This window comes from Alloprevotella sp. Lung230 (assembly GCF_014385435.1).
In the GTDB taxonomy this organism is placed as follows: domain Bacteria; phylum Bacteroidota; class Bacteroidia; order Bacteroidales; family Bacteroidaceae; genus Alloprevotella.
In genome coordinates, this window is sequence record NZ_JACSUD010000004.1 from 109,961 (window position 1) to 134,517 (window position 24,557).

At 53.3% G+C, this 24,557-nt stretch carries 21 protein-coding genes; 11 read left to right on the forward strand and 10 right to left on the reverse strand.

Features of this window, described 5'->3' with window-relative positions; genetic code table 11:
* The first annotated feature begins 209 nt into the window (after window positions 1-209).
* From H8527_RS04005 to groL, 5 genes are all read left to right on the forward strand, one after another.
* Window positions 210-824 (forward strand): TetR/AcrR family transcriptional regulator, encoded by a 615-nt coding sequence (locus tag H8527_RS04005; RefSeq protein WP_187545811.1) that lies wholly within the window; start codon window positions 210-212, stop codon window positions 822-824.
* A gap of 23 nt (window positions 825-847) precedes the next feature.
* On the forward strand, window positions 848-2,602 hold the full coding sequence (locus H8527_RS04010; RefSeq protein WP_187545813.1) for an ABC transporter ATP-binding protein: 1,755 nt from the start codon (window positions 848-850) through the stop codon (window positions 2,600-2,602).
* A gap of 52 nt (window positions 2,603-2,654) precedes the next feature.
* Complete coding sequence (locus H8527_RS04015) at window positions 2,655-4,400, forward strand: ABC transporter ATP-binding protein (RefSeq protein WP_187545815.1); 1,746 nt, start codon at window positions 2,655-2,657, stop codon at window positions 4,398-4,400.
* A 791-nt stretch (window positions 4,401-5,191) separates the two neighbouring features.
* Window positions 5,192-5,464: a co-chaperone GroES gene (locus tag H8527_RS04020; protein WP_187545817.1), complete on the forward strand. Its 273-nt coding sequence runs from the start codon at window positions 5,192-5,194 to the stop codon at window positions 5,462-5,464.
* A 72-nt stretch (window positions 5,465-5,536) separates the two neighbouring features.
* Window positions 5,537-7,174, forward strand: a complete 1,638-nt coding sequence (gene groL / locus H8527_RS04025) for a chaperonin GroEL (RefSeq protein ID WP_187545818.1) — start codon at window positions 5,537-5,539, stop codon at window positions 7,172-7,174.
* A 116-nt stretch (window positions 7,175-7,290) separates the two neighbouring features.
* On the opposite strand, the gene tilS is transcribed toward groL, so the two are convergent.
* From tilS to H8527_RS04045, 4 genes are read right to left on the reverse strand one after another with little or no spacing between them, the layout of a single operon-like run.
* Complete coding sequence (tilS, locus tag H8527_RS04030; RefSeq protein WP_187545820.1) at window positions 7,291-8,610, reverse strand: tRNA lysidine(34) synthetase TilS; 1,320 nt, start codon at window positions 8,608-8,610, stop codon at window positions 7,291-7,293.
* Window positions 8,611-8,625: 15 nt separating this feature from the next.
* Window positions 8,626-9,402: a radical SAM protein gene (locus H8527_RS04035; RefSeq protein ID WP_187545822.1), complete on the reverse strand. Its 777-nt coding sequence runs from the start codon at window positions 9,400-9,402 to the stop codon at window positions 8,626-8,628.
* A gap of 4 nt (window positions 9,403-9,406) precedes the next feature.
* Window positions 9,407-10,072 (reverse strand): hypothetical protein, encoded by a 666-nt coding sequence (locus tag H8527_RS04040; RefSeq protein ID WP_187545824.1) that lies wholly within the window; start codon window positions 10,070-10,072, stop codon window positions 9,407-9,409.
* Between the two features lie 2 nt (window positions 10,073-10,074).
* Window positions 10,075-10,638: a thymidine kinase gene (locus H8527_RS04045; protein WP_187545826.1), complete on the reverse strand. Its 564-nt coding sequence runs from the start codon at window positions 10,636-10,638 to the stop codon at window positions 10,075-10,077.
* A gap of 77 nt (window positions 10,639-10,715) precedes the next feature.
* Here H8527_RS04045 and menA point away from each other — a divergent pair, with 77 nt between their 5' ends.
* A complete protein-coding gene (gene menA, locus H8527_RS04050; protein ID WP_187545827.1) occupies window positions 10,716-11,654 on the forward strand; it encodes a 1,4-dihydroxy-2-naphthoate octaprenyltransferase in 939 nt (312 codons plus the stop codon).
* A 97-nt stretch (window positions 11,655-11,751) separates the two neighbouring features.
* Here the strand turns inward: menA and H8527_RS04055 are convergent, their stop codons facing one another.
* The 3 genes from H8527_RS04055 to H8527_RS04065 form a co-directional block, all read right to left on the reverse strand.
* Window positions 11,752-12,654, reverse strand: a complete 903-nt coding sequence (locus tag H8527_RS04055) for a diaminopimelate dehydrogenase (protein WP_187545829.1) — start codon at window positions 12,652-12,654, stop codon at window positions 11,752-11,754.
* 658 nt (window positions 12,655-13,312) lie between these two features.
* Window positions 13,313-14,659 (reverse strand): chromosomal replication initiator protein DnaA, encoded by a 1,347-nt coding sequence (dnaA, locus tag H8527_RS04060; RefSeq protein WP_187545831.1) that lies wholly within the window; start codon window positions 14,657-14,659, stop codon window positions 13,313-13,315.
* Between the two features lie 148 nt (window positions 14,660-14,807).
* Window positions 14,808-17,969: a glycoside hydrolase family 2 TIM barrel-domain containing protein gene (locus H8527_RS04065; protein ID WP_187545832.1), complete on the reverse strand. Its 3,162-nt coding sequence runs from the start codon at window positions 17,967-17,969 to the stop codon at window positions 14,808-14,810.
* A 142-nt stretch (window positions 17,970-18,111) separates the two neighbouring features.
* Here H8527_RS04065 and H8527_RS04070 point away from each other — a divergent pair, with 142 nt between their 5' ends.
* The 5 genes from H8527_RS04070 (at window position 18,112) to H8527_RS04085 (ending at window position 21,582) form a co-directional block, all read left to right on the forward strand.
* Window positions 18,112-18,642, forward strand: a complete 531-nt coding sequence (locus tag H8527_RS04070; protein ID WP_187545834.1) for a M48 family metallopeptidase — start codon at window positions 18,112-18,114, stop codon at window positions 18,640-18,642.
* A gap of 706 nt (window positions 18,643-19,348) precedes the next feature.
* Window positions 19,349-19,972: a MauE/DoxX family redox-associated membrane protein gene (locus H8527_RS10020; protein ID WP_370539224.1), complete on the forward strand. Its 624-nt coding sequence runs from the start codon at window positions 19,349-19,351 to the stop codon at window positions 19,970-19,972.
* Between the two features lie 6 nt (window positions 19,973-19,978).
* Complete coding sequence (locus tag H8527_RS04075; protein WP_187545835.1) at window positions 19,979-20,386, forward strand: DUF1573 domain-containing protein; 408 nt, start codon at window positions 19,979-19,981, stop codon at window positions 20,384-20,386.
* Between the two features lie 56 nt (window positions 20,387-20,442).
* Window positions 20,443-21,126 (forward strand): bacteriocin fulvocin C-related protein, encoded by a 684-nt coding sequence (locus H8527_RS04080; RefSeq protein ID WP_187545837.1) that lies wholly within the window; start codon window positions 20,443-20,445, stop codon window positions 21,124-21,126.
* A gap of 24 nt (window positions 21,127-21,150) precedes the next feature.
* Window positions 21,151-21,582 (forward strand): hypothetical protein, encoded by a 432-nt coding sequence (locus tag H8527_RS04085; RefSeq protein WP_187545839.1) that lies wholly within the window; start codon window positions 21,151-21,153, stop codon window positions 21,580-21,582.
* A 253-nt stretch (window positions 21,583-21,835) separates the two neighbouring features.
* Here H8527_RS04085 and H8527_RS04090 read toward each other — a convergent pair whose 3' ends face one another.
* The 3 genes from H8527_RS04090 to rsmI all read right to left on the reverse strand — a co-directional run bounded on the left by H8527_RS04090 (window position 21,836) and on the right by rsmI (window position 24,381).
* On the reverse strand, window positions 21,836-22,501 hold the full coding sequence (locus tag H8527_RS04090; protein WP_187545841.1) for a hypothetical protein: 666 nt from the start codon (window positions 22,499-22,501) through the stop codon (window positions 21,836-21,838).
* A gap of 137 nt (window positions 22,502-22,638) precedes the next feature.
* On the reverse strand, window positions 22,639-23,511 hold the full coding sequence (locus tag H8527_RS04095; protein WP_187545842.1) for a hypothetical protein: 873 nt from the start codon (window positions 23,509-23,511) through the stop codon (window positions 22,639-22,641).
* Between the two features lie 69 nt (window positions 23,512-23,580).
* Window positions 23,581-24,381, reverse strand: a complete 801-nt coding sequence (gene rsmI, locus H8527_RS04100; RefSeq protein WP_187545844.1) for a 16S rRNA (cytidine(1402)-2'-O)-methyltransferase — start codon at window positions 24,379-24,381, stop codon at window positions 23,581-23,583.
* Window positions 24,382-24,557: the final 176 nt, after the last annotated feature.

The following is a 24,557-nucleotide window of genomic DNA, read 5'->3' on the forward strand; positions in this document are numbered from 1 at the left end:
CCCCTTCATTTTGGCACTGCTCATCCGGCTCAACGAAAAAGTTGATTGCTTCAGCAAGAAAAGTTGAAAAGCTAAGGAGCAATCTATAAACCAAGGTTTGGTCTATAGATTATCCTTGAGGAAAATAACTTTTTGTCGTAGGTAGAATCTTTTTTCATTGTAGCAACACCTTTCATTTCAGACTTCAACTTCTCTCCCAACTCATCCCTATGCAGACACTCAAAGACGACATACGGCAGCGCATTCTCGCCATAGCACGTGAAGCATTCATTGCACACGGCGTAAGGGGCACTTCCATTCGTCAGGTAGCCGGAAAGGCGGGTATCGCCGTAGGCAACATTTACACCTATTTCAGCAGCAAGGACGAATTGTTCTGCGAAGTGCTGCGCCCACTCCTCCATGCGCTCAATCGGTATATACAGTCGCACAACGATGAGCGAAACCTGAGCATCAACATCTTCACCGGGCAGGAAATTCAAGAAGAACACATCATGTCCATCAAGACACTCGTTCAAAAATTCCGCGCCGAACTACGATTGCTCCTTTTTCAGGCAGAAGGCACATCCCTTGCCGGCTATAAGGCGAAAATCATCCAACATCAGGCTGAAATTGCTCAGGAATATCTGCTGCTGATGAAAGCGCGTTATCCTCACATCAACACCAACATCTCCCCCTTCCTGCTCCACATCGCGTGCTCCACCTGGATGAACCTCTTCTCCGAACTGGTGGAACACGATGAGTACAGCGAACAGGAAATAGATTGTGCCCTCCGGCAATATGCGGCTTACAGTACGGCCGGTTGGAAAGCACTCATGAATCCATAACACTTTCAATACATAAAATAGTCATGATAAAGACACTCAAACGCTTAGGAGCATACATGGGAGGGCGCAGTCTGCTGTTGCCTTGCTCCATCGGGCTGTCGGCACTCCATGGACTGCTGTCGCTCGTCCCCTTCATTTTCTTGTGGCTTGTGGTGCGCACCCTCCTCACGAGTGAGGGGAACCTCTCCGACACGCCTCTGTGGGACTACGCCCTTGCAGCGCTCGCCATATCTATCGTCAATGTGCTGCTCTACTTTGCTGTGCTCATGCTCTCCCACCTTGCCGCCTTTCGTGTGGAGACCAACATGCGCCGCCGGGCCATGGAGCGGCTCATGCGTGCGCCGTTGGGATTTTTCGACACGCAAAACACCGGACGTATGCGCAAAATCATCGACGAAGATTCCGCACAGACGCACACTTTCGTGGCCCACATTCTGCCCGATGTGGCAGGAAGCATCGTCGCTCCGCTCGGCGTCATCCTTCTCCTCTTCGTGGTAGACTGGCAGTTGGGACTGGCTGCCATGATGCCGATGGTCTGTGCCTTCGGCATCATGGGCTATATGATGAACCCCAACAACAACGATTTCCAGCGAATGTATCTCGATGCGCAGGAGAAGATGAGTGCCGAGGCGGTGGAATATGTGCGCGGCATTCCGGTGGTAAAAGTTTTTCAGCAGACGGTTTTCTCCTTCAAACGTTTCTACGACAGCATCATCAACTACCGCGACCTCGTCATCAAGTACACGCTCTTGTGGCGCACCCCCATGTCGGCCTATCTCGTTGCCGTCAATGCCTTTGCCTTCTTTCTCGTGCCGACGGGCATCCTCCTCATGGGGCACGGCAGTCAGCCTACGCTCGTCATTGCCGACTTGTTTCTCTACGTCGTCATTGCACCAATGATTTCGGGCAACATCATGAAGGTGATGCACCTCAGTCAGAATCTCTTCATGGCCAACGAAGCCGTCGAGCGTTTGGAAACGCTCACTTCCACGCTGCCGCTTCCCGAAAGTGCATCGCCGGCCACGCCCAAGACATTCGACATCCGACTTCGTGACGTATCGTTCCGCTACGAAGGGGCAGAAAAGGATGCCGTGAGCCATATCGACCTCGTCATTCCAGAGGGTAAAACCGTGGCTCTCGTCGGTGCTTCGGGCAGCGGAAAGACCACCATAGCCCGGCTCATCCCCCGATTTTGGGATGTGCGGAAAGGCAGTGTGAGCATCGGCGGCACGGATGTGCGGCAGATGGACAAGGGCGAACTGATGCGCAACGTTTCGTTTGTGTTTCAAAACACCCATCTCTTCAAAACCACGCTCTTGGAAAACCTTCGTTACGGCCATCCCGAAGCTACAATCGAAGAGGTAAATCGCGCCATAGACCTCTCGCAAAGTCGTGAAATCATCGACCGCCTACCGGAAGGGCTGAACACCGTCATCGGGGCCGAGGGCACCTATCTTTCGGGCGGCGAACAGCAGCGCATCGTCCTGGCTCGCGCCATACTCAAAGACGCTCCCATCGTGGTGCTCGACGAAGCCACGGCCTTTGCCGATCCCGAAAACGAGCATCTCATCCGCCAAGCCCTCTCACACCTCACCCGGGGCAAGACCGTGCTGATGATTGCCCACCGGCTCACCACGGTTCGGGATGCCGACAACATCGTCGTCGTAGACGGCGGCCGCATTGCCGAACAGGGCACACACGACCAACTGATGGCGAAAGAGGCACTCTACTACCACATGTGGAACGAATATCGGAAAGCGGTGGCTTGGAAACTATAAGTAGATCTATTATCAATTCATTTCGAACACCTACTTAATAAGATTTACGACCATGACTAATTTTTTTCAGAAATACTTCCAAAAGCGTTTTGCCTTGTCGGAAAAAGGGGCAAAAGACTTGCAGCGAGGCATCTTCTTCTCCACTCTGCTCAACCTGGCCTTGATGCTGCCGCCCACCTATTTGTTTTTCTTCCTCATGGAGTACGTCGGCACGCAGCCCGCGCTGCAACGACACACCCTCTGGTTCTACCTGCTCCTGGCGGCAGTGCTGGCCGTGGTGATGTTTCTGGTGGCACGATGGCAGTACGACAGCACCTACACCACCGTCTACACCGAAAGTGCACAGCGACGCATCAGCGTGGCCGAAAAACTGCGGCGTCTGCCGCTGGCCTTCTTCGGTGAGCGCAACCTCTCCGACCTCACCTCGACCGTGATGGAAGACTGCACACAACTCGAACAGACCTTTTCCCATGCCGTCCCCCAACTGTTTGCCTCTGCTTTGAGTATGCTCGTCATTGCCGTCAGCCTCTTCTGCTACGACTGGCGACTGGCGGCAGCGCTCTTCTGGGTCGTTCCGCTTGCCCTTGCCATCCTCCTGCTCTCGAAGCATAGGCTCGACATTCTCTTCGACCGACACTATCACGTGAAGCGTGGAGTCACCGAACAGATACAAGAGGGATTGGAGTGCGTGCAGGAAATCAAGTCGTACAACGGCGAAGCGGCTTACTGCCGGAGCTTCGACCACCGTCTCCACCTTTACGAAAAAGGGCTCATCCGCGGCGAACTAGTGGTAGGCGTTTTGCTCAACCTCTCAATTATGTTGCTAAAACTGGGTCTGCCCACGGTCATCCTCTTGGGAGCGTGGTTGCTGCAGCGCGGCGACATTTCGGTGTTCGTCTACATGGCTTTCCTCATCGTTTCGGCCATGGTCTACAATCCCGTTCAGGAGGTGTGCAACTATCTGGCCATCCTCACCTTCCTCGACGTGCGCATCAACCGCATGAAAGAGATTGAAGCCATGCCGGCGCAGGAAGGGAACAAGCCGGCCGAGATGGAGCACTACGACATCGAGTTTCGCAACGTCAGCTTCGCCTACGAAAGTCGGAAGCAGGTGCTGAACAACGTCTCTTTCATCGCCCGTCAGGGGGAGGTGACCGCTCTCGTTGGCCCATCGGGCGGAGGCAAAAGCACTACGGCCAAACTGGCAGCACGCTTCTGGGACATCGACAGCGGGCAGATATTGCTCGGCGGCTGCGACATTGCCGATATAGAACCCGAAGCCTTACTGAAGCACTATGCCATCGTCTTCCAAGACGTGCTGCTCTTCAATGCCTCCATTGCCGACAACATTCGCATCGGCCGACGCGATGCCACCGATGAGGAAGTGCACCGTGCAGCACAGTTGGCCCGATGCGACGACTTCATCAGCCGCATGCCGCAAGGCTACGACACCATCATCGGCGAAAACGGCGAAACGCTTTCGGGCGGCGAGCGCCAACGCATCTCCATCGCCCGTGCTCTGCTGAAGGACGCCTCCGTCATCCTCTTGGACGAAGCCACCGCCAGCCTCGATGCAGAAAACGAAACAAAGATACAAGCCGGGCTCTCCGAACTGGTGCGCGACAAGACCGTCATCATCATTGCCCACCGCATGCGCACCGTGCGCAATGCCGACCACATCGTGGTGCTCGACGGCGGCACCATCGTTGAGCAAGGCACACCGGACGAACTGATGGCGCTGAATGGCGAGTTCGCCCGAATGGTCGGCCTGCAACAGGACAATAGTTGCTCCCTCTGACATCGGTTGAGGACAAAAGAAAGGTTCATCCGACATTTGGAGTGATGCGGTTCTAAAAAAGAAGAAAACCGCTGTACAAATTGTATATTTGGATTGTCAGGGCATGTGCTACAAGGCTGCCGTCGTGGCACAGCGCCGCCTGAAAGACCGCGTGGTCGGTTTCTCCATCTTGGTGTCCGATGCCACCGTCCTTTGGTCATGCAGGAGTTCAGCATCCGCACTGCTCGCTGAGGCTCACGCTCCACGGACTGCTCGCGCGCGTATACATTATATAGTACGTGTTTTTTGCCTTCATTGCCTTCACCAGCACTCTAAGTTGTTGATATTCTCTTGTTTATGGGTGAAGGCAAAATAAAGAATTGCCTTCACCGCCATCCCTCTCACTTCGTGATTTTGGGTAAGACGGTGAAGGCAGTGAAGGCAAAAAACACGACTTAATAGTGTGGTGCGTGCGCGTACGCGCGAGGAATGGGAGAGGAAGTCGGTGGGGATATGTACCATCGAGGAGGTTCCTTCCCATCGACACTCCCTTCTATGTCTCCTTTTCTCATACAGCACAAGTAGTCGATTCTACCTCAGAGGTAGTTTTACGCAGCTCAGAGGTAGATCCAACTACCTCTGAGTTTTTTTTGTGAGGGGAACGCTCGATATTCACCCGTGCGGCTCTGACAGCACAACACAATGTGTCAGCCGAGGTCTGCCATTTTGGCGCGTTGTCTGGGGCAGGACGGCTTTGGCAGAGTGTTTGCAATAGAAACCAACAAAATCATTATCACAAAAAAGTTACAGCAATGAATATCCAACCTCTTGCAGACCGCGTGCTCATCAAGCCCGCTCCTGCCGAAGAAAAGACTGTCGGCGGCATCATCATTCCTGACACCGCAAAAGAGAAACCCCTCCAAGGCGAAGTGCTCGCTGCAGGAAAGGGCACGAAAGACGAAGAAATGGTGCTCAAAGCCGGCGACCAAGTGCTTTATGGCAAATATGCCGGTACGGAAGTCGAATTTGAGGGCGAGAAGTATCTCATCATGCGTCAAAGCGACGTCCTCGCCATCCTCGGCTAAACCTCTGGTTCTTCCCTCCTTTATGAAGGAAAAATAAATCCTCTCTCAAACGATAAAAAACAACAAGCTATCATGGCAAAAGAAATCAAATATGACGTGGATGCCCGCGAACAGCTCCGCCAAGGTGCTGACGCGCTGGCCAATGCAGTGAAAGTGACCCTCGGCCCTAAGGGTCGCAATGTAGTGATCGACAAGAAATTCGGCGCTCCCCGCATCACTAAAGATGGTGTGAGCGTGGCACGTGAAATCGAACTTGACGATGCTTTCCAAAACGCCGGTGCACAACTCGTGAAGAGTGTGGCTTCCAAGACCGGTGACGATGCCGGCGATGGTACCACCACGGCTACCGTGTTGGCACAGGCCATTCTGACTGAAGGTATGAAAAACGTGGCCGCCGGTGCCAATCCTCTCGACCTCAAGCGCGGTATCGACAAGGCCGTGAAGAGCGTGGTGGAAAGCATCAAAGCACAAGCCGAACAGGTGGACGGCAACTACGACAAGATTGAACAAGTGGCCACCATCTCTGCCAACAACGACAGCGAAATCGGTAAACTCATTGCCGACGGTATGCGTGCTGTGTCGGTGGACGGCGTCATCACCATCGAAGATGCCAAAGGCCGCGACACGGTGCTGAAGACCGTAGAAGGTATGCAGTTCGACCGCGGTTATCTTTCGGCCTACTTCGTGACCGACCCCAAGAAGATGGTTTGCGATATGGAAAATCCCTATATCCTCATCTACGACAAGAAGATTTCGAGCATGAAGGAATTTCTTCCCATTCTCGAACCTGCCGTGCAGAGCGGTCGTCCCCTCCTCATCATTGCCGAAGACGTGGATAGCGAAGCGTTGACTACTCTTGTGGTGAACCGTCTCCGCACACAGCTCAAGATTTGTGCTGTCAAAGCTCCCGGTTTCGGCGACCGCCGCAAAGCGATGCTCGAAGACATTGCTATTCTCACGGGCGGTGTGGTCATCAGCGAGGAAAAGGGCTTGAAACTCGAACAAGCCACCCTCGAAATGCTCGGTACGACCGAGAAGATTTCGGTATCGAAGGACAACACGACCATCGTCAACGGTGCCGGTGCGAAAGAGAACATCGCTGAGCGCATCGAACTCATCAAGAGCGAAATCGCCAACACGACGAGTGATTACGACAGGGAAAAACTCCAAGAACGCCTTGGCAAACTCTCCGGCGGCGTGTGCGTGCTCGAAGTGGGTGCTGCCAGCGAAACCGAGCAGAAGGAGAAAAAAGACCGCTGCGACGACGCTCTCTGCGCTACACGTGCTGCTGTGGAAGAAGGCATCGTGACTGGTGGTGGTGTGGCCTACATCCGCGCGCAAGAAGCCCTCGAAGGCCTCACGGGCGAGAACAACGACGAAACCACAGGTATCCAAATCATCCGTCGCGCCATCGAAGAACCCCTTCGCCAGATTTGCAAAAATGCCGGTGTGGAAGGTGCGGTTATCGTGAACAAGGTGCGCGAGGGTAAGGGTAACTTCGGTTACAATGCCAAGAACGACACCTTTGGCGACCTCCGCGAAGTGGGTGTCGTAGACCCTGCCAAGGTGACGCGCGTAGCTCTTGAGAACGCGGCTTCCGTGGCTGGTATGTTCCTCACCACGGAGTGTGTCATCTGCGACAAGAAGGAAGATACGCCCGAAATGCCTATGGGTGCGCCCGGCATGGGTGGTATGGGCGGCATGATGTAAGCCGACCTGCTCCTTTGAAAACCAAGGTGGCTTTTCCCACCCTTTATAAACGAACCGCCCGAATGCTCAGCCGAGCATTCGGGCGTTTTTTTGTGTGTCGATCTTCGGAAAAGGGGTTATGCAGGTGTCAGGGTCAGCGTGAGTATCTCGCCGGTAGCGGGTGTTACCGCAGCACGGTGGGCGATGGTTTCGCCAACGAGCCAAAGGATGCCGACCTCATCACACACCACGAGCGCACGGAGTTTGTCGATGCGCGAACGATGGCGGTCGGTCAGGTAATCGCTCACGAGTTTGCTGCCGCTCCGCATTCCATAGGGCGTAAAGCGGTCGGCCGGGAGAATGCGTCGCAAAGTTAGTTCACCGACAACGGCATGGGCGTCAATTGTGGCGATGTGGGGTGCGCGGGAGGGGTGAAACGGCGTCGGGCGAGGAACACGGTTTTGCTGTAAAACAGGGAGTGGTGCCAAATCGACCGAAAAGGGAAGTTGCGGGGCTGCATAGAGGGTGCTGAAAGCCGCTACTTCCAAACTGCCGCGGCTCACGGCCGCAAGATGGGTGCGCGAGTAGGCCGTTGCTCCTTCGCGGGCAGTGAGGAGAGCATCTACCGCCTCGGCTGAAAAGCCCAAGGGAGCGAGTTGTTCATACAGCCAAAGCCGTCCCACCTCCCCTTGTTCGCGGAGTGGCAGAAGGGGGTAGCGGGTCGTGCCGCCCTCGGTTCGGGGAGAAAAGAGGGACGTGAGTTGTTGCAGTCCGAGGGTGTAGACGGCTTCCGCGGCTTGCAGATGTTGTTGCGTTTGAAGTAAACCTTTCCGAACAGATGGATTGAGTTCCTGCAACAGCGGCAGCAGACGATGGCGCACAAAATTTCGGCGAAAGGTCGTGTCGGCATTGGTGAAGTCGTCCACGAAAGATTGCTTTTGTTGTGCGAGATAGTGCAGGATGTCGGAGCGGTTTACTGCGAGCAGAGGACGCAGGATGTTGACGCCATTATCAAAACGCATCCCCGTAAGGCCACGAATACCGGTGCCGCGAATGAGGTTGAGCAAGAGAGTTTCGATATTGTCGTCGGCATGATGCGCCACGGCCGTCGGTCGGTCGTGTTGAGCAAACCAAGTATAGCGCAATCGACGGGCGGCCATTTCAACGCTTTCCCCAGTGCGGCGGGCTTCGGCGAGGGTGTCGAAATGCTCTACCTCAAGCGGCACATTCCGCTCTTGACAGAGGCGGCGCACAAAGGCTTCGTCGCGATGGCTCTCCTCCCCGCGCAGGTGGAAGTTACAATGCAGGGCGGTGACAGGGACGCGCAGTTCCTGCAACACCAGGAGCAGCGCCACCGAGTCGGCGCCACCGCTCAGCGCACAAAAAAGCCCCTGCGTTTGTGCCGCTTTAAGATGAGGGGCAAACGTAAGGGCGATATTTTCTGCAAAAGGGGACATAAGCGCAAAAAGAGGTTAGTAAGACACCGAACAAGGCATGCCGAGGGCGCGCACTCGCTCGGCAATGGCATCGAGTGTGGCGGGCGGTGTTTTGCAGAGATGTTTTGCCGGTGTTTCGCGGTCGATGGTGTAGACATAGACCTGTTCGGGCTGAATGCGACGAAGAGCATCGAGCCACGGCAGGAGGTAGCGTTCGGTGGAGTTGTCAAAAGTTTTCCCTTCAAATTCGCCCGTCAGAAAGATGGTTTGTATCTGCACCTTTCCGTTGAAAGTGCACAGCGTCTCAATGAGTTGCTCCACATCGTAAGCGCCGACAGGTCGATCGACGAGCCGGATAAATTCGGCATCGACGGTGTCGAGTTTGAGAATGTTGTTGTCCACACGCATCAGAGCTTCCCGCACAGCAGGACGATGGCTGAAAGTGGCATTGCTCAACACACTCACTTTGGCCAAAGGAAAATAGCGGTCGCGCAGGGCGAGGGTATCGTCGATGACGGCCGCAAAATCGGGATGCAGCGTAGGTTCACCATTGCCGGCAAAAGTGATGACGTCAAGCGGTTTTCCTGCGCTGTGCATCTCTCGGAGGGTTTCGGCCAAGGCATCGGTCACCATTTGGCGCGTAGGAATGGGGGAGCGAGTGCGCCCCGCAGCATTGAAACCGCATTCGCAGTAGATGCAATCGAAAGTGCAGAGTTTCCCATCGGCAGGAAGGAGATTGACGCCCAACGATACCCCCAACCGCCGACTGTGAACCGGACCGAAGATGGGAGCAGGGAAGAGAATGGTGGACATGATGCTATTGTGGGAAATAGATGAAAAGTTTGGAGAGCGAGGCCGGATCTTTCCAACTCCACCAACGATCGTTCATCAAGTTCTTGAAGGCTTCTTTCATTTCAGGGAGCACTTCTTTCTTGATACGGCGTTCGCGGGCTTCGACCACGCGCCCTTTGAGCATAAAGTAATACTCTTGTTTGAGGGGATAACCATGGTTGTCGAGCTGTTCAGCACCGGACAAGTCCATCAGTTGGTTGAGTCCAAAGCCGGCCATGTCGATTTCAAAGAAAGGCAAATCACTGCCACCTCCGGTTTGTGCTTTGTAGCGCTGCATGTCGATGGTGGTAACGCAGAGGAGGAGGTTTTGCCCTTGTTGAGCAATCACCCGTCCCATCGCCACGTCGTTTACTTTCATGTAGCGAATGCTGTCGAACTCAACGCCCACGATGCTCTTATTGACGGCCTGATAGACTTTGTTGTCTTTTTCGTCGAGATAGCAAAGCGCCGCGTTTTTGTAAAGGATATTGGCTTTGGCCTTCACCCGCCGATTGAAAGTTTGCAATACCTTGGCGTTGCGAAATTCGGGGAAGAGCAGTTGGCTGTGGGCACGCAGCTCTTCTTGTTGCTGTTGTGCGGCAAGGGGAAGCAGGGAGAAAGCGGCCAAAAGGAGAAGAAAAATGGGCTTCATGACTATTGCGTTTTGTTGTAGCACTGCCGACAGAGAGGTTCGTACTCTTGCAGTTCGCCGAGCATCACTTGTTTGTCTCCCTCCACGATGCGGTGGCTGACATGGGCAAGATTGCCGCAGCGGACGCAGATGGCGTGCACCTTCGTGACATCTTCGGCAATGGCGCACAAAGCCGGCATCGGACCGAAAGGCACACCTTTGAAATCCATGTCGAGCCCGGCAATGATGATGCGCTTGCCCCGATTGGCCAAAGTGTTGCACACCTCCACCAGCCCTTCGTCGAAAAATTGCGCCTCGTCTATGCCTATCACATCGGCTTCAGTGGCCATCAACAGAATGCTCTGACTGGATTCGACGGGTGTTGAAGCCACGGAATTACTGTCGTGCGAAACGACATCTTCTTCGCTGTAGCGCGTGTCAATCATCGGTTTGTAGATTTCCACTTTTTGCTGCGCAATGCGAGCGCGGTTGAGGCGGCGGATGAGTTCTTCAGTTTTCCCGGAAAACATACTGCCGCAAATCACTTCAATGCGGCCCTGACGGGGAAAATGTTCGTTGTAAGGCATAAATAAGGGAGATGGTTTCAACAGCAAAAGTAGTACTTTTTTTTGGTTGTGCCAAATGAAATACCTATCTTCGCTTTATGAACAATGTACAACCGAACTCTTGGCGAGCCTGGTGGCTGGCGGCACGTCCGAAAACACTCTCGGGCGCGTTGGTGCCGGTGGCAACGGCAGCAGCCTTGGCCTATCATACCTCCCCTCTGCTGCGTCACGCTTGGCTGGCGGGAGCCTTCTGCGCCCTCTTCGCCGGAGGAATGCAGGTGGCCTCCAACTTCATCAACGACCTGATAGATTTCGAGCGCGGCACCGACCGCGCCGACCGCCTCGGTCCAGAACGCGCCTGCCAACAAGGATGGATTTCTCCAAGGGCTATGCGTTGGGGTATTGTGGTCGTACTGACACTGGCCGGCATCGTTGGCTTGGGGCTTTTGGCTGTTGTGTGGGAGCAAACCCCACTCCCCAAACCACAACTGGCGATGGCGCTGCTCGGAATCGGTGTGGCCTGCATGGCCGGAGCCTTTCTCTACACCACTCTGTTCAGCCGCTTGGGACTGGGCGATGTCATGGTGCTGCTCTTCTTTGGTCTTGTGCCGGTGTGCGGCACGTTTTTCGCCTTGACCGGCACCCTTTCGTGGGCGACCCTATGGCTGGGACTGAGCATCGGCTGTGTGGTCGACACGCTGCTGGCAGTGAACAATTTTCGCGACCGCGACACCGACCGTGCCGTAGGCAAGCGCACGTTGGTGGTGGTGCTCGGTGAGTGTGGCGGGCGAGGGCTCTATCTGGCAGTCGGCTGTTGCGGAGCGTTCTTGATGGCTGTTGCGGACGCCTCTCTTCATCAACGTCTCAGCGTTTTGACGCTTTGCATGTTGCCCTATTTGTTCTTCCATTTCCTCACTTGGCGTAAGATGTGCCGCATTGGACGCGGCCGCGAGCTCAATCTCATTCTGGGAGAAACGTCTCGCAATATGCTGCTCTTCGCCCTCCTCACCCTCCTCGGATTGTGGGGAAGTGCCTGAATCTCAACAAGAATAGCTCTCACCACAAAAAATACCCTGTCGTACGATGCCATTTCGCACGACAGGGTATTTTCTTTATGCAAGAGAGAGAGAAAACTTACACCAAGTGAGCAATCAAAGTCTCACGATCGCCGGGAAGATAGTCGATGACGGGAATTTCAATCATCGTGTAAGCGCCCGGTTGCTGCTTCATGGAAGCGCGGGCCACATTCACCAGCACTTGGGCGGTCAGCGCCGGATTGTTGATTTTCATGTTGAACTCAAAGAGCTGGTTGTGCGTCTTGCCCGAAACGCCCTTGCGCGTCAAGTTCACCCCATGCCCCACATCATTGAGTTCGGCCACGCAGGGCACTTGCTGCACGTGGGTTTCGTCGTTCACAAAGTAGGCATCGGCCTTGATGGCAGCCTCCACCGCTTTGAAGTCGGCCCCTTCTTCCAGTTCTACGTACACCATACGGCGATGGATGCTGGTGCCCAAGGGAATGGTCATCGAGAGGGCATCGCGCACCCCTTCGATGGCGCGCACCGCCACGGAGTGTCCCATCGAGCGACCGGGGCCGAAGTTGGTGTAGCTCACGCCTTCGGGAGCGAGACTTTGCATCAGTGTGCGCACCACAGAGTCCGAACCGGGGTCCCAACCTGCCGAAACGACACTCACCGCACCGTGCTTCTTGGCTTCGGCATCGAGCGAACGGCGCAAATCGACAATCTTCGTGTGGATGTCAAACGAGTCGACGGTGTTGATGCCCAGTGCCAGGCACTTCTTGGCATATTCTTCCACTTTGCGAGTGGGGGTAGCCAAGATGGCCACATCCACATCTTTCAACTCGGCAATATCTTTTACCACCGGATAGGCAGCGAGTTCAGAGGGCAAATTTTCTGCACCGGCACGGCGTACAACGCCCGCACATTCAAAGTCGGCAGCTGCTTCAATGGCTTCAAGTGCATAGCGGCCGATGTTACCATAGCCTACGATGGCAGCGCGAATTTTCTTTTCCATAAAAAGGACGGATTTGAGTTGTTTTTAAGTAAGTTGTCGTCCATTCGTAGAGGAGAAATGCGAACTTTTGAGCGTCAAAGCTCCCCTTTCATAGATTTCCTCTCGAACTTCGGATGCAAAAGTAGCAATTAGTCAGTCTCTGACAAAGGAAGAGTGGAATTTTAGTCTAATTTAGTTTTACGCCGATTTTGAAAGCCCCCCTATTTATAGATAGACATCTCACCGACGAAATCAGCCACAAGGCCTTGGATTTAACACAACTTTAACACTCACCATCTGTCCCTGCACGCCGAGATAGACACACTTGCCTCAGAGATAAATCCGACTACCTCTGAACTAAATTCATCTACCTCAGAGATAGTTCAAACTACCTCTGAGAAAAATCATCCCCTCAGCGCTTCGTACGCGCGCGCAACACACTACACTACATTCTTGCATTTTGCCTTCACTGCCTTCACCCATTTGTGTAAACCTCTCAAAATCAAGCATTTCGACAATCCGCCAAAACATGGTCAATGCTCCTCTCTTTGGTGAAGGCAATCTCCCTTTTGCCTTCACCCTTAACGCACTGCACCACAGCGAGATAGACCTTGCGGTGAAGGAGTGAAGGCAAAAAACACAGACTATTGTAGGGTATACGCGCGCGAGGGCAACTCGCTTATTTTTTCTTGAGGGAGGCTTCGATCTCTTCGACTTCGCGGTGGAAGAGTTGGTCCTTGTTAAGGCGGAGTTCGATTTGGGTGCAGGCGTGGCTGACGGTGCTGTGGTCGCGTCCGCCGAGTTCGCGTCCGATTTGGGAGAGCGAGAGAGTGGTGTACTTGTTGGTGAGGTACATCGTGAGGTGGCGGGCCTGCACGTGCTTGCTCTTGCGGCTTTTGGCGGCGATTTCGGAGGGTTTGACCTTGTAGGTGTTGCAGATGGCGGCCACGATGTCGTCGAGGGTGAGTACCTTTTGCGCTTGGTTGACTACGCGGGCCACAACGCGGCGGGCGAGGTCGAGGTCGATGGCGCAGAAGTCGCGGAGGGAGAAGGCGATGAGGGAGTTGACGGTGCCTTGGATTTCACGCACGCTGTCGGAGACGTTTTCGGCGATGTACTGCGTCACCTCTTCGGAGAAAACGATATTTTCACGGCGGAGTTTGGCTTCGAGGATGTCGCGGCGGAGGCGTAGGTCGGGGCGTTCGAGCTCGGTGATGCCGCCCCATTTGAGGCGGGTGAGCATGCGCTCTTCGATGCCTTTGAACTCGGCGGGGGCGCGGTCGCAGGTGATGAGGATTTTGCGCTTGTTGGCCTGGAGGTGGTTGAAAATGTGGAAGAAGGCGTTTTGTGTCTTTTCACCCGTAATCTCCTGGAAGTCGTCGATGATGAGGACGTGGATGCTCTGGTAGAAGTAGATAAAGTCGTTGGTGTTGTTGCGTGCGTCGGTGTATTGGGTCTGAAACTGGCGTGCCGAGACGAAGAGGATGCGCCAGTCGGGGTGGCGCTCGGCGAGGGCGAGGCCGATGGCGTTGACGAGGTGGGTTTTGCCCACACCGGAGGGTCCGTAGAGGAAGAAGGGATTGAAGAGTTGCTGCTCGGGATGGTCGACGATGGACTTGCCCATGGCCAGCGCCACGCGGTTGCTCATGCCTTCGCAGAAGTTTTCGAAGGTATAGTCGGGGTTGAGGTAGGACTTGAGGGGAGCGGGGGCGCTTTGCCGCTGGGGGGTGTAGGGCGTGCCTTTGCCCACGGCAGCGATGCCGGCGCGTGCATTGGGATTTTCATCCTTGGGCAGCACCCAGCGCACTTTGGCCTCCTGACCGAAGTGCTGATAGATGGCTTCGGTCAAGGGTTGGCGTATCTCCTTGACCATGACATCGGCAAAGACCTGCCCGGGCACTCCGATGGCGAGAAGATTGTTGTCAAAGGAGTCGAAACGCAGTTGCTGCACCCACGTGGCGTAGAGTTCGGGGGTGAGCGTTTGTTGCAGTTGTTGCAGGAGGGCGTTCCATTGTGGGTTCATCATGGGGCGGAGGTGGGTTAGGGGATGAGGCCAATAAGAAGTCCTCCGTGGACGTGGAGGACTTCTTATGTTTGTTCAAGGCAAAGGTACGAAATCTTTGCTAATTGGGAAAGGTTTTCGGAGCGAAATACCTACTTTTTTATGGTGCGTTTTATCGAGCAGCTTCGATGATGAAACTCCATTCGTAGTCTTGCTCGTTGAGAAGATACTGATCAAGCGGCCATGCGCCCCAGCTGTCGATGCAGCCCAACCCCATCTGCCGAAGGGCGATATCGACCACCGAGAAGGGGCGCGGGGTGAGGTCGCCTTGGTGCACGTGGCGCGCTTCCTTGACCGGGCCGCCGTCGAGGTCGTCGGTGAGGTAAGGGAGGGTGGCGCATTCCAGCGGTTGCAGGCCGAGGAAGGTGAGGCCGATGCCGGTGCTGTCGACCACGCTCCACGAGCGCACATCGGTGTGGTTGCCCGTCTCTTGCGGACGAACGTAGTTGCCGAGTTGATCGGCTACGCGCTGAGTGTAGCGTCCCAAAAACTGGCTGCTCTTGCGGTCCTGATAGTTCTCCACTGGTCCACGACCGTAGAAGTCGATGCGGTCGTAGCGCTGCGGCATGATGAGCTGCATACCGACACGGAAGGGTTGGTGCTTCTTGTCAACATCGGTGTGGAGGCGTTGCGTCACGATGAGGCGGCTGTCGGGAGTGAGGGTGTAAGTGAGGGTGAGTTGCGCTTTCACCTCGGGGAGGGAGTAGCGTGCCACAACGATACGGGAGTCGCCGATGACGCTGTCGCTCAGATGGGTGAGTTCCATCTTCGGTTGCTTCCAGGCTTGCTTGATGTTTTGCAGACCGGCACCATAGTCGTTATCGGTCGGGGCGCGCCAGAAGTTGGGGCGGAGCGAGCGGCGGTCTTCGAGCATCGGCCGACCGTCGAGGTCGAGGTAGTCCACCCATCCGCCGTCTTTGCCAAAAGTGACGGTCATTCGTGGGGAGATGAGCTGAATATAAGCCAAAGTTTCGTCACGCTTCACGAGCGGAGTTTTTGATGCTTTTTTCGCCTTGGAGGCCACTTTTTCGGTGAGTGCGTTGAAGGTGGGGAAAGCATAGTGGCTGAGGGTAAACTCCTGTTCGGCCAGCACATGTCCTTTCGTGAGAATAGGATCGTCTGTCACCACATAACGTATCACCAAATTGCGCTCTTTTAGTGTATCGCTTGGCAGTTGCCAACCCGACAACGTGAGCGTTTGACGGCCTTGTGCCGGCACGTTGATGCGCCCTGCGTTGCCACTTTGCACCACACGTCCTTCCTCACGCAGTTCCCAGAGCAGTTCGGCGTTGTCGATGGAAGTAAAGCAGCGTTCATTCTGCACCGTCACACTACCGCGCTGTGCATCGAAAGTAGACCATAAGTCTTGATGCTGATATTTGACTTCCGCCGCAGAAGGATGTGGTGTGCGGTCGGGAGCGATAAATCCGTTGCAGTTGAAATTGTGGTCGGTGGCGGGGTAGCGGCCGTAATCGCCTCCATAAGTGAAGATTTCTTTTCCTTCGCGGTTGGTGTCGCGCACGGCTTGATCTACAAAGTCCCAAATAAATCCACCTTGGTATTGGGGTTCGCGGCGAATGAGATCCCAGTATTCTTTGAAACCACCCATCGAGTTCCCCATGGCGTGGGCATATTCGCATTGGATGAGCGGCCGTTCATCTTTGCCTTTGAGATAGTGTTCGCAGCCTTTGGGCGAAATGTACATGGGGCAGAAAATGTCCGTGGCGCGCTCCTGTCCGGCACGCTCGTACTGCACGGGACGCGTCTTGTCCCACGCTTTGAGATAGTCGTAGATGCGGTCGAAGTTTACTCCATGTCCCGCCTCGTTACCCATGCTCCACGTGATGATGGAAGGATGGTTCTTGAGCACTTCCACGTTGTTGAGGTTGCGCTCCAAGTGGGTTTGGTAGAATTCGGGACGACGTGCCAACGTGCCTTCTCCATAACCCATGCCGTGAGTTTCGAGGTTGGCTTCGGCCACAACGTACAGCCCCATTTCATCGCACAGTTCGTACCAACGTGGGTCGTTGGGGTAGTGGGAGGTGCGCACGGCATTGATGTTGTGCTCCTTCATGATGCGGATGTCCTGCTTCATGCGCTCCACACTCACCACGTATCCGCCGTCGGGGTCCATCTCGTGGCGGTCGGTGCCTTTGATGAGGAGCGGCACACCGTTCACACAGAGCTGTCGGAACGTCTTGCCGTTGTGGGTGGCGGGGAGCAATTCCACCTTGCGGAAACCCACTTTGCGCGTGCAACTTTCCACCACCCGGCCGCGAACATCGAGCAGGTCGAGCGCAAGGGTGTAGAGATGGGGCGTTTCGGCCGTCCAGGCTTGCACGCCTTCCACCGTCCATTCCAACTGCCGACGCCCTTGGGCATCGAGGGCTTGGGTGTCGGTGGTGACCACAGCACCCCGACCGTCGCGGAGGGTGGCGCGGAGCCGGTGGCCTTTGGCACCGGTGGTGGTCACGTCGAGGGTGAAGCGGCCGTCGCGGTAGTGGTTTTCAAGGTCGGCTACATAGCGGAAGTCGGCAATCTGCGCCTGCGGACGAGCAAAAAGGTAGACCTCGCGGGCAATCCCCGTGAAGCGCCAAAAGTCCTGATCCTCAAAGTAAGAACCGTCGCACCAGCGCATCACCTGCATGGCGATGAGGTTCTTTTGGCCGGGACGCAGATAGGGCGTGAGGTCAAACTCTGCCGCTACTTTCGAATCCTCCGAATAGCCTACCCATCGACCGTTCACCCACACGCTGAGGTTGCTCGTGGCCGACCCTACGTGCAGGTAGATGCGTTCGCCCTTCCATGTGGCCGGAATTTCCACCTCTTTGCGGTAAGACCCCGTGTAGTTATTGCGCTCTTCGACGAAGGGCGGATTGTTTTTGAACTGCGTGGCCCAAGCATAGCCGATGTTCTTGTAGATGGGCACACCGTGGCCGTTGAGTTCGAAGACGCCCGGCACGGGAAAATCCTCCCACGCCCGGTCGTCGTAGTCGGGGCGTTCGAAGTCGATGGGCCGCTTGTTGTGGTGCTGGTCGAAGCGGAAGCGCCACTTCCCTTCGAGCGAGAGGTAGCGCTGCGACTGTCGCTTGTCGCCGCGGAGGGCCAAATCGGGATTTTCGTAAGCAAAGAAGTGGTCGTGCGGCGCAAGGGTATTGACGCGGTTGATGTCGGCATTGCGCCATGCCTCTTTGGGCGGCGTTTGTGCTGCGAGGGGCAGTGCGGTCGGGGTGAGCGCCAGCCCGAGGAAGAGAGAAAGAAGAGCGTGTTTCATGGTGAAAAAAGAAAAAGAAGTCGAGGCAAAAATACGTAAAAAAGAGGAAGCCACCAACGGATGACCTGACTTTTTTGAAGTGGGACAGAAAAAGCCACGGCCCCCTTTGGCAATGTGGACGAAATACCGTAATTTTGCCGTTATGCGTTTTTACATCACCCCCGATTTCCACATCTCCACCGACCTACTGCAACTCACGCTCACCGTCAAACCCGGTCTCACTGCTGCCCAACTCAACGCCCACCCCGGCGAGGCGCACATCGCCCTGCCCGAAGGGCTGAATTTCGAGCAAGCGGCCGTGCAAGAGTGGCTCAACCGCGTGGTGGTAGAGGCGCTCCGCAAGCAATGCCACTGGTTGCTCACCCCACGCATCCACCATCTGGCGCAGCAAGGCGGGCTCTCTTTCGGACGCATCACCTACAAGGACGTGCGCTCGCGCTGGGGCTCTTGCTCTTCGTTGCGCAACCTCAACTTCTCAGTGTGGTTGCTCCTCGCCTCCGCGCGTTGGGTGGACTATGTCGTGGCGCACGAATTGGCTCATCTCTCCCATCTCAACCACAGCCCGCGCTTCTGGGCAGAGGCCGATCGCCTGCTGGGCGCTCCCGGCTTGGCGCGCCGCTTAGACCGAGAGATGAATGCTTTCGCACGCTCCCTGCGTGGTCGGCTGCGGTGAGTTTTTCCTTAACACAACCCCTGCAATATCAATCGCACGTGGATGCTGGGAGTGTCCTCATCAGAGGGTTGCTCTATTTCGCCCCTGTTGCTATTGGACCTCGGAGGAGTGGGAGGAAAACACATCCCGATAGCCCCGTCCGCAAGCATTCTCCCTCTCAAAAAAACTCAGAGGTAGTTGGATCTACCTCTGAGCTGCGTAAAACTACCTCTGAGGTAGAATCGACTACTTGTGCCGTATAAAAAAAGGACCGAGAAGGGAGTGTCGATGGGAAGAACCCTCCTCGATCGTACATATCCCCCGGCCGACCTCCTCACCTGCTCCTCACGCGCGCACGCACGCGTACGCACTACACTATAAAGTCGTGTTTTTGCCTTCACTGCCTTCACCGTCTTACTTAAACTCAAGAAGTGAGAAGGGGACGGTGAAGGCAAAATTGCCATTTGCCTTCACCCATAAACAAGAGATTATCAGTGCATTAGCAACGAGGTGAAGGCAGTGAAGGCAAAAAACACGCACTATATAGTGTATACGCGCGCGAGAGCAGAGCGCCCTCAATAGCCTTGCAGTACTCCAAAGAAACCTGTAAAAATAAAATTCAAAAAAAAGACATTTTATTTTGTTATCCCAGAAACAATATCTATATTTGCCATCACAAAAGATCATTAGTACTTTAATGGTTTTCATTATCTTAAATATTGAAAATATGAAATCTGCACATGTATTTTCTATAAAGTTCTTAGGATTTGTTTTTATCTTATCTGGAGTACTTAAATCTTTTCATATTGCTGCATTTTCTATTGAATTAGCAGAATATGGGGAATTTTTATTAGGTATATGGGTCATTCTTCATAATAATTTGATAGCGATATTATTATGTAGTATTGAAATACTACTAGGTATCTATGCCTTCTTTTCATACCAAAAATCTCTTCCGTCGTTATGTGTTTTCATTCTCTCTGTATTGTTTTTACTTCTTACGGGAATAAACTATTTATACTTGCCACCAAATGAACGCATTAATAATTGCGGATGTTTTGGAGAGCTTATTGTACTTACCCCTAAATACTCTTTCTATAAAAGCATTCTTTTGATGGGGATATCTGTAATATCTCTAAAAAATATCCATAGCCCTCCTTCCGAGTCCTTTTTATTGAATAGATATTTATTTTACACTTTTATTCTCTGTCTTATACCACCAATTTACTCCTTCTATTTTTATGATATCATGCGTAATTCTCTTTACACTTTTCTGTTTATAATGTTAATCACCTTTATCCTTGGAATCTCTTATAGACTTGTAAACTTACGCACCTCCAACTTTAATTAAGAGAAGATGAAATATAGTTATCACGTTTTTAAGCAATACTACGTATGGGTATTATTCCCAATTCTTCTTGCTTTCTTCACCTCCTCATGCAAAGGAGATAATAACGCGATTATAGTAGACCATAAAAAGTTAGATTTACATAGTTTTTCTACAAAAGATCGGGATTCTATTGCCTACACATTTACCTTAACCAATAATTCCGAAAAAGAAATTGCGATTAACGATATTGATGTATCTTGTAGTTGTGTTGCCGTTCATACTAATCCGAGTACTATTGCACCACATTCCAGTATAAGCATCAATGGGAAAATTGGAACAGAGTCATTACAAGGGAAATTTAGAAAATCAATCTATATAAACTATGCAAATAATGAAATCCTTATTCTAAAAATTATAGGAAAAGCTCTGCCTTAAGGTAGGTATTTCATAACGTCATCTATACAAAATGTTTAATCCTAAAAAGTATTTCTATGATTCGTAATCTTCTTATCATCCTCTCGTTAGGACTATTTTTATTCTCTTGTTCAGAAGAGCAAGAGGTCGTATATAGCTGCGACCAAAAAGAAAATGCATGGGTGAAACAACATCTAAATGAAATAAGAAAAATGAGTCGAACTAATTGGCTGTCATTACCTGCTAATCTTGAGATTCCTGTATTTCGTGCTTTTTCTCAAAAACAAAAACTCCAGGTTTGGAATGAAAAGCTTAATGAAACTACTGAGATATTAAGGAACTCAGCTGAAATTTCGCATATCAATAAGGTTAAGCAATTTATTAACGACAATCCTTATTTATTCGATGGTGATAAACTATCAGAATCTGAGGAAGAGAAAATTGAGAAGTTTTTCTATAGTTGGGCAAAAGAAGGTGAAAAACGATTCAACTGGAATAAGTCCACTATATATTCTATTGTTGGTACTTGTCGTCCAATTACCAATCAGAAAAATAGAGGTATAAAACTACTTAGTACGGTGCCTCGTGTTGATTTTATTAACCCAGGGCTTAATTACAAGTGCAATTGCCATAAAAAATGCTTAATAGCATGTTTCCCTGAGACTGTATTTTGCGAATCAGATCCAGATTGTGAAGAGACAAATAAAGGATGTGGATGGGTATTTGCTCAAGAGTGTGATGGGCGCTGCGATGGCTTATAATTCCCAAACTATAAAATATTTATTATGAAACAGATTTCTTCTCGCACCGCCTTTTGGCTGATCACAGGGATGGGATTTCTCCTCTTTGCCAGTACCTGGTGGTTTATGGCTTTCTCAGGTACTACCGCCACTTGGGTACAATCCGTATGTTTCTTTGCATTGGCTCATTTCTGTGCAGCTCGCTATCGCGACCAACTTTCATTAGGTATGATTGGGTTGGCACTGATTTTAGGACGCTTACTTCTTGAGCTTCCAGTACGTATTATGGATATTCGAAGCGGTTTCGCAACTCTTATCGTGACGTTCATTTGTATTCTCAGTATTATCTTAGGCATCTTGTGCTACAAGGAGAAACGCCCCATTGTCTATGCACTCTCCATCGTTATAGGCGTTGTATTGAACACTTTTGTTTTGCAGCAATGGGCTGCTATTTATTCTCCTAACGATCCATTCTAAAAAGGATTGAACAAACAATTTGCGCGAACTCATTCTTTTCTAAAAGAGCGAGTTCGCGCTTTTTATACAGTTATAACATTTATCAAGAAGAGCACTTCTATAGTGAAGTTTTTCCTATGTGAAATCCTTCATACATAATCTTCTCTATCTCTGCAACGTCTCTCCGTTGGTGAAGGATTGAAGGCAAAAAACACCTACTATAATAGTGTATACGCGCGCGAGGGCAACCCGTGGAGCGCTGTCCCCGATTGCCTCAGCGGGCAGTGCGGATGCTGAACTCCTGCATGACCAAAGGACGGCCGGCGGCATCGGACACCAAGATGGAGAAACCAACCACGCGGTCTTTCAGGCGGCGCTGCGCCACGACGGCTGCCTTGTAGCGCATGCCCTGACCAGGATAGAGGTCGCCGATGATGGCGGTGGGGGAGATGGCGATGCGCTTCTCGTTGCAGCCCACCACGGGAGCGACATTGAGCACGGCTTGCGTGCCGCGATTGTAGATGTCGCAGGTGATGTAGGCCCGTTCGCCTGACTCCAGGACGTGGTTGTTGTTGGCATCGGCAAAGACGATGTTTTCGATGGAGAGTTGTCCGGCCGTGGCAGAATAGTTCCTCGTTTCGTCATAGCGGCCGTAGGAGGGTTCGATCGGCTGTGCGGAGCGATACGAGTTTTCGGCCGCTTCGCGTCGGCGGTTGGCAGCGGCTTCGGCACTGGCGGCCCCCACCACACCGCCCACAGCGCCACCGATGAGTGTACCGGCATCGGCACCACGATAGCCACCCACGATGCTGCCGATGGTGGAACCAAACATGGCGCCGAGCGACATGCCCGTGGTGGTGCGGCTGAAACTGTCGTAAGAACCGCAACTCGTCAGGCCGATCAGGGCGGCCAGTGTGAGGAGAAGGAGAGATTTGTGCATAGGGAATGATTTTGGGGTGGGAAGCAAGCCCCTCTTCATGCTCCGCGTGAGGGAGGCTTTGCTTTGCAAAAGTCCCACTCCCCCCAAGGTGGAGGAATGGGACTCGCAACATAGTTTTTGTCAGTAATTGAAGGGGCTTACTTGACCGTGATGACCAGATATTTGCTCACGCTCCAGAAGCGGGTGGGGTCGGTGATGCGGAGGGTGTACTGCCCTTTGGCATCCTTGTCGAGCGAATAGCTGTCGGAGGGGTGAGTGGTCATCAGGCGTGCGCTCTTGGAGTAGAGGTGGATGACCTTGTCGACGCGAATGTCGATTTTGGTGAAGTAGTCCTTGTTGAAGTTGCCATTCTGCAACACCTCGCCATGAGAGAGGATGTTCTGGTCTTTGAGTTCGCGCTTGGTGCCAAACACGTAGTAGGCCGTGTTGAGTTCTTTGTCTTGCGAAGCCACGGTGCGCGCCTTGGTCTCGTTCTGTACGGCCAGTTCGTTGACGTTGCCTTTGAGGTTGGTGATTTGCTCGCCCTGTTCGGCAATCTTGATGTCCTTTTCGGCGAGTTGTGCGCGAAGGGTCTCCATCTGCTTGGTGAGGTCATCGAGCTGGGCGGTGAGGGAGGCGATGGTGGCTTCCATCGTCTTGCGGAGGGCAGAGTTGCTCGATTTCGACTCCTTGACCTGTTGGCGCAGGTTGGCAATCAGTTCTTGATTGAGGCGCATGGTGTGCTGGATGACCTGCATATCTTCGATGATGGCGGCCTTCTGGTTTTGTTCGCCCTTCTGGCGCTCCACGCTGATGCGACCTTGGGCTTCGTTGATTTTGCGGAATCCGTCTTGGATTTCATTGAGGGTCGACACCATGTCGCTCAGTTCGCCTTCTTTCTGGCTGAGGATTTGTTGGAGCGAGTCGGCCGTGGTGATTTCGACGGCGTTTTCTTTTTCTTTCTTGGTTTCGCAGGAGGAAATCAAGCCCATGCCTACGGCGGCGATGAGGAGAAATGCGATTTTCTTCATAACGTCTGTTTTTTTTGAGAAGTAGCAATAAAGTTGAAAGTGGCTGATCTCATCAAGGCTTATCGAGACTTATCGGTGCTTCTTGCTGCGCCGTTGCTGCGCCTTATCGATGAGGGCCGGGAGTGGTGCGTCAAGCGGTTGTCCTGTGATGGGGTCTACCGCTGCGTGGTTCGTTTTTTTCATCGTGGTGGGCAGTTCGGTATCTTCCGCTGCCCCTTCGACGATGAGGACAAATTCGCCGCGCGGTTCGATGGATTGAAAGTGGTGGAGCACTTCGGTCAGTGTGCCGCGAACGCTCTCTTCGTGGAGTTTGGAAATCTCACGGCAGGCAGAGCAGCGGCGGTCAGGTCCGAAGACTTCGGCCATCTGTTCAAGCGCTTTGACCATGCGGTGGGGACTTTCGTAGAAAATCATCGTACGCGGTTCGGTGCGAAGGGCTTCGAGGCGCGACAATCGGCCCTTCTTCTGCGGCAGAAACCCCTCAAAGCAGAAGCGTTCGCAGGGCAGTCCGCTCACCACGAGAGCCGGAACGAAAGCGGTGGCACCGGGCAGGCACTGCACCTCGACGCCACGCGCCACGGCAGCACGGACGAGCATGAATCCGGGGTCGGAGATGGCGGGTGTGCCGGCATCGCTGATGAGGGCCATCGTTTCGCCGGCAGCGAGACGTGCGGCAAAGGATTCGGCCGTCTGGTGCTCGTTGAACTTGTGGTGGCTCACCAAGCGCGCCGCGATGTCGTAGTGTTTGAGGAGTTGTCCGCTCGTCCGGGTGTCTTCGGCCAGTACGACATCGACCTCTCGGAGGATGCGGAGGGCACGGAGGGTGATGTCTTCCAGATTGCCGACGGGCGTGGGGACGAGGTAGAGCATGGCGTTGAGATTGAGGGTGAAAAAGGGGTTGTGGTCGTGTCTGTTCCGCCCGATTATATCTGCAAAAGTAAGCCTTTCTTCCTATTGCAACAAATAAAATTGACAAAATTCATGTAGAGATAATCGAAAAAGCGTAACTTTGCAGCGCTTCAAACCCTTCTACTTAAGTAGGTGTT

Bases quoted from the DNA above. Each gene is read 5' to 3' on its own strand.
- groL (WP_187545818.1), top strand. From the start codon at position 5,537: ATGGCAAAAGAAATCAAATATGACGTGGATGCCCGCGAACAGCTCCGC.
- tilS (WP_187545820.1), bottom strand. From the start codon at position 8,610: ATGTCCCCTTTTGCAGAAAATATCGCCCTTACGTTTGCCCCTCATCTT.
- H8527_RS04010 (WP_187545813.1), top strand. From the start codon at position 848: ATGATAAAGACACTCAAACGCTTAGGAGCATACATGGGAGGGCGCAGT.
- H8527_RS04065 (WP_187545832.1), bottom strand. From the start codon at position 17,969: ATGAAACACGCTCTTCTTTCTCTCTTCCTCGGGCTGGCGCTCACCCCG.
- H8527_RS04075 (WP_187545835.1), top strand. From the start codon at position 19,979: ATGAAATATAGTTATCACGTTTTTAAGCAATACTACGTATGGGTATTA.
- H8527_RS04095 (WP_187545842.1), bottom strand. From the start codon at position 23,511: ATGAAGAAAATCGCATTTCTCCTCATCGCCGCCGTAGGCATGGGCTTG.
- H8527_RS04085 (WP_187545839.1), top strand. From the start codon at position 21,151: ATGAAACAGATTTCTTCTCGCACCGCCTTTTGGCTGATCACAGGGATG.
- H8527_RS04020 (WP_187545817.1), top strand. From the start codon at position 5,192: ATGAATATCCAACCTCTTGCAGACCGCGTGCTCATCAAGCCCGCTCCT.
- menA (WP_187545827.1), top strand. From the start codon at position 10,716: ATGAACAATGTACAACCGAACTCTTGGCGAGCCTGGTGGCTGGCGGCA.
- H8527_RS04090 (WP_187545841.1), bottom strand. From the start codon at position 22,501: ATGCACAAATCTCTCCTTCTCCTCACACTGGCCGCCCTGATCGGCCTG.
- dnaA (WP_187545831.1), bottom strand. From the start codon at position 14,659: ATGATGAACCCACAATGGAACGCCCTCCTGCAACAACTGCAACAAACG.
- H8527_RS04055 (WP_187545829.1), bottom strand. From the start codon at position 12,654: ATGGAAAAGAAAATTCGCGCTGCCATCGTAGGCTATGGTAACATCGGC.
- H8527_RS04040 (WP_187545824.1), bottom strand. From the start codon at position 10,072: ATGAAGCCCATTTTTCTTCTCCTTTTGGCCGCTTTCTCCCTGCTTCCC.
- H8527_RS04015 (WP_187545815.1), top strand. From the start codon at position 2,655: ATGACTAATTTTTTTCAGAAATACTTCCAAAAGCGTTTTGCCTTGTCG.
- H8527_RS04005 (WP_187545811.1), top strand. From the start codon at position 210: ATGCAGACACTCAAAGACGACATACGGCAGCGCATTCTCGCCATAGCA.
- H8527_RS04045 (WP_187545826.1), bottom strand. From the start codon at position 10,638: ATGCCTTACAACGAACATTTTCCCCGTCAGGGCCGCATTGAAGTGATT.
- H8527_RS04080 (WP_187545837.1), top strand. From the start codon at position 20,443: ATGATTCGTAATCTTCTTATCATCCTCTCGTTAGGACTATTTTTATTC.
- H8527_RS04035 (WP_187545822.1), bottom strand. From the start codon at position 9,402: ATGTCCACCATTCTCTTCCCTGCTCCCATCTTCGGTCCGGTTCACAGT.
- H8527_RS10020 (WP_370539224.1), top strand. From the start codon at position 19,349: ATGAAATCTGCACATGTATTTTCTATAAAGTTCTTAGGATTTGTTTTT.
- rsmI (WP_187545844.1), bottom strand. From the start codon at position 24,381: ATGCTCTACCTCGTCCCCACGCCCGTCGGCAATCTGGAAGACATCACC.
- H8527_RS04070 (WP_187545834.1), top strand. From the start codon at position 18,112: ATGCGTTTTTACATCACCCCCGATTTCCACATCTCCACCGACCTACTG.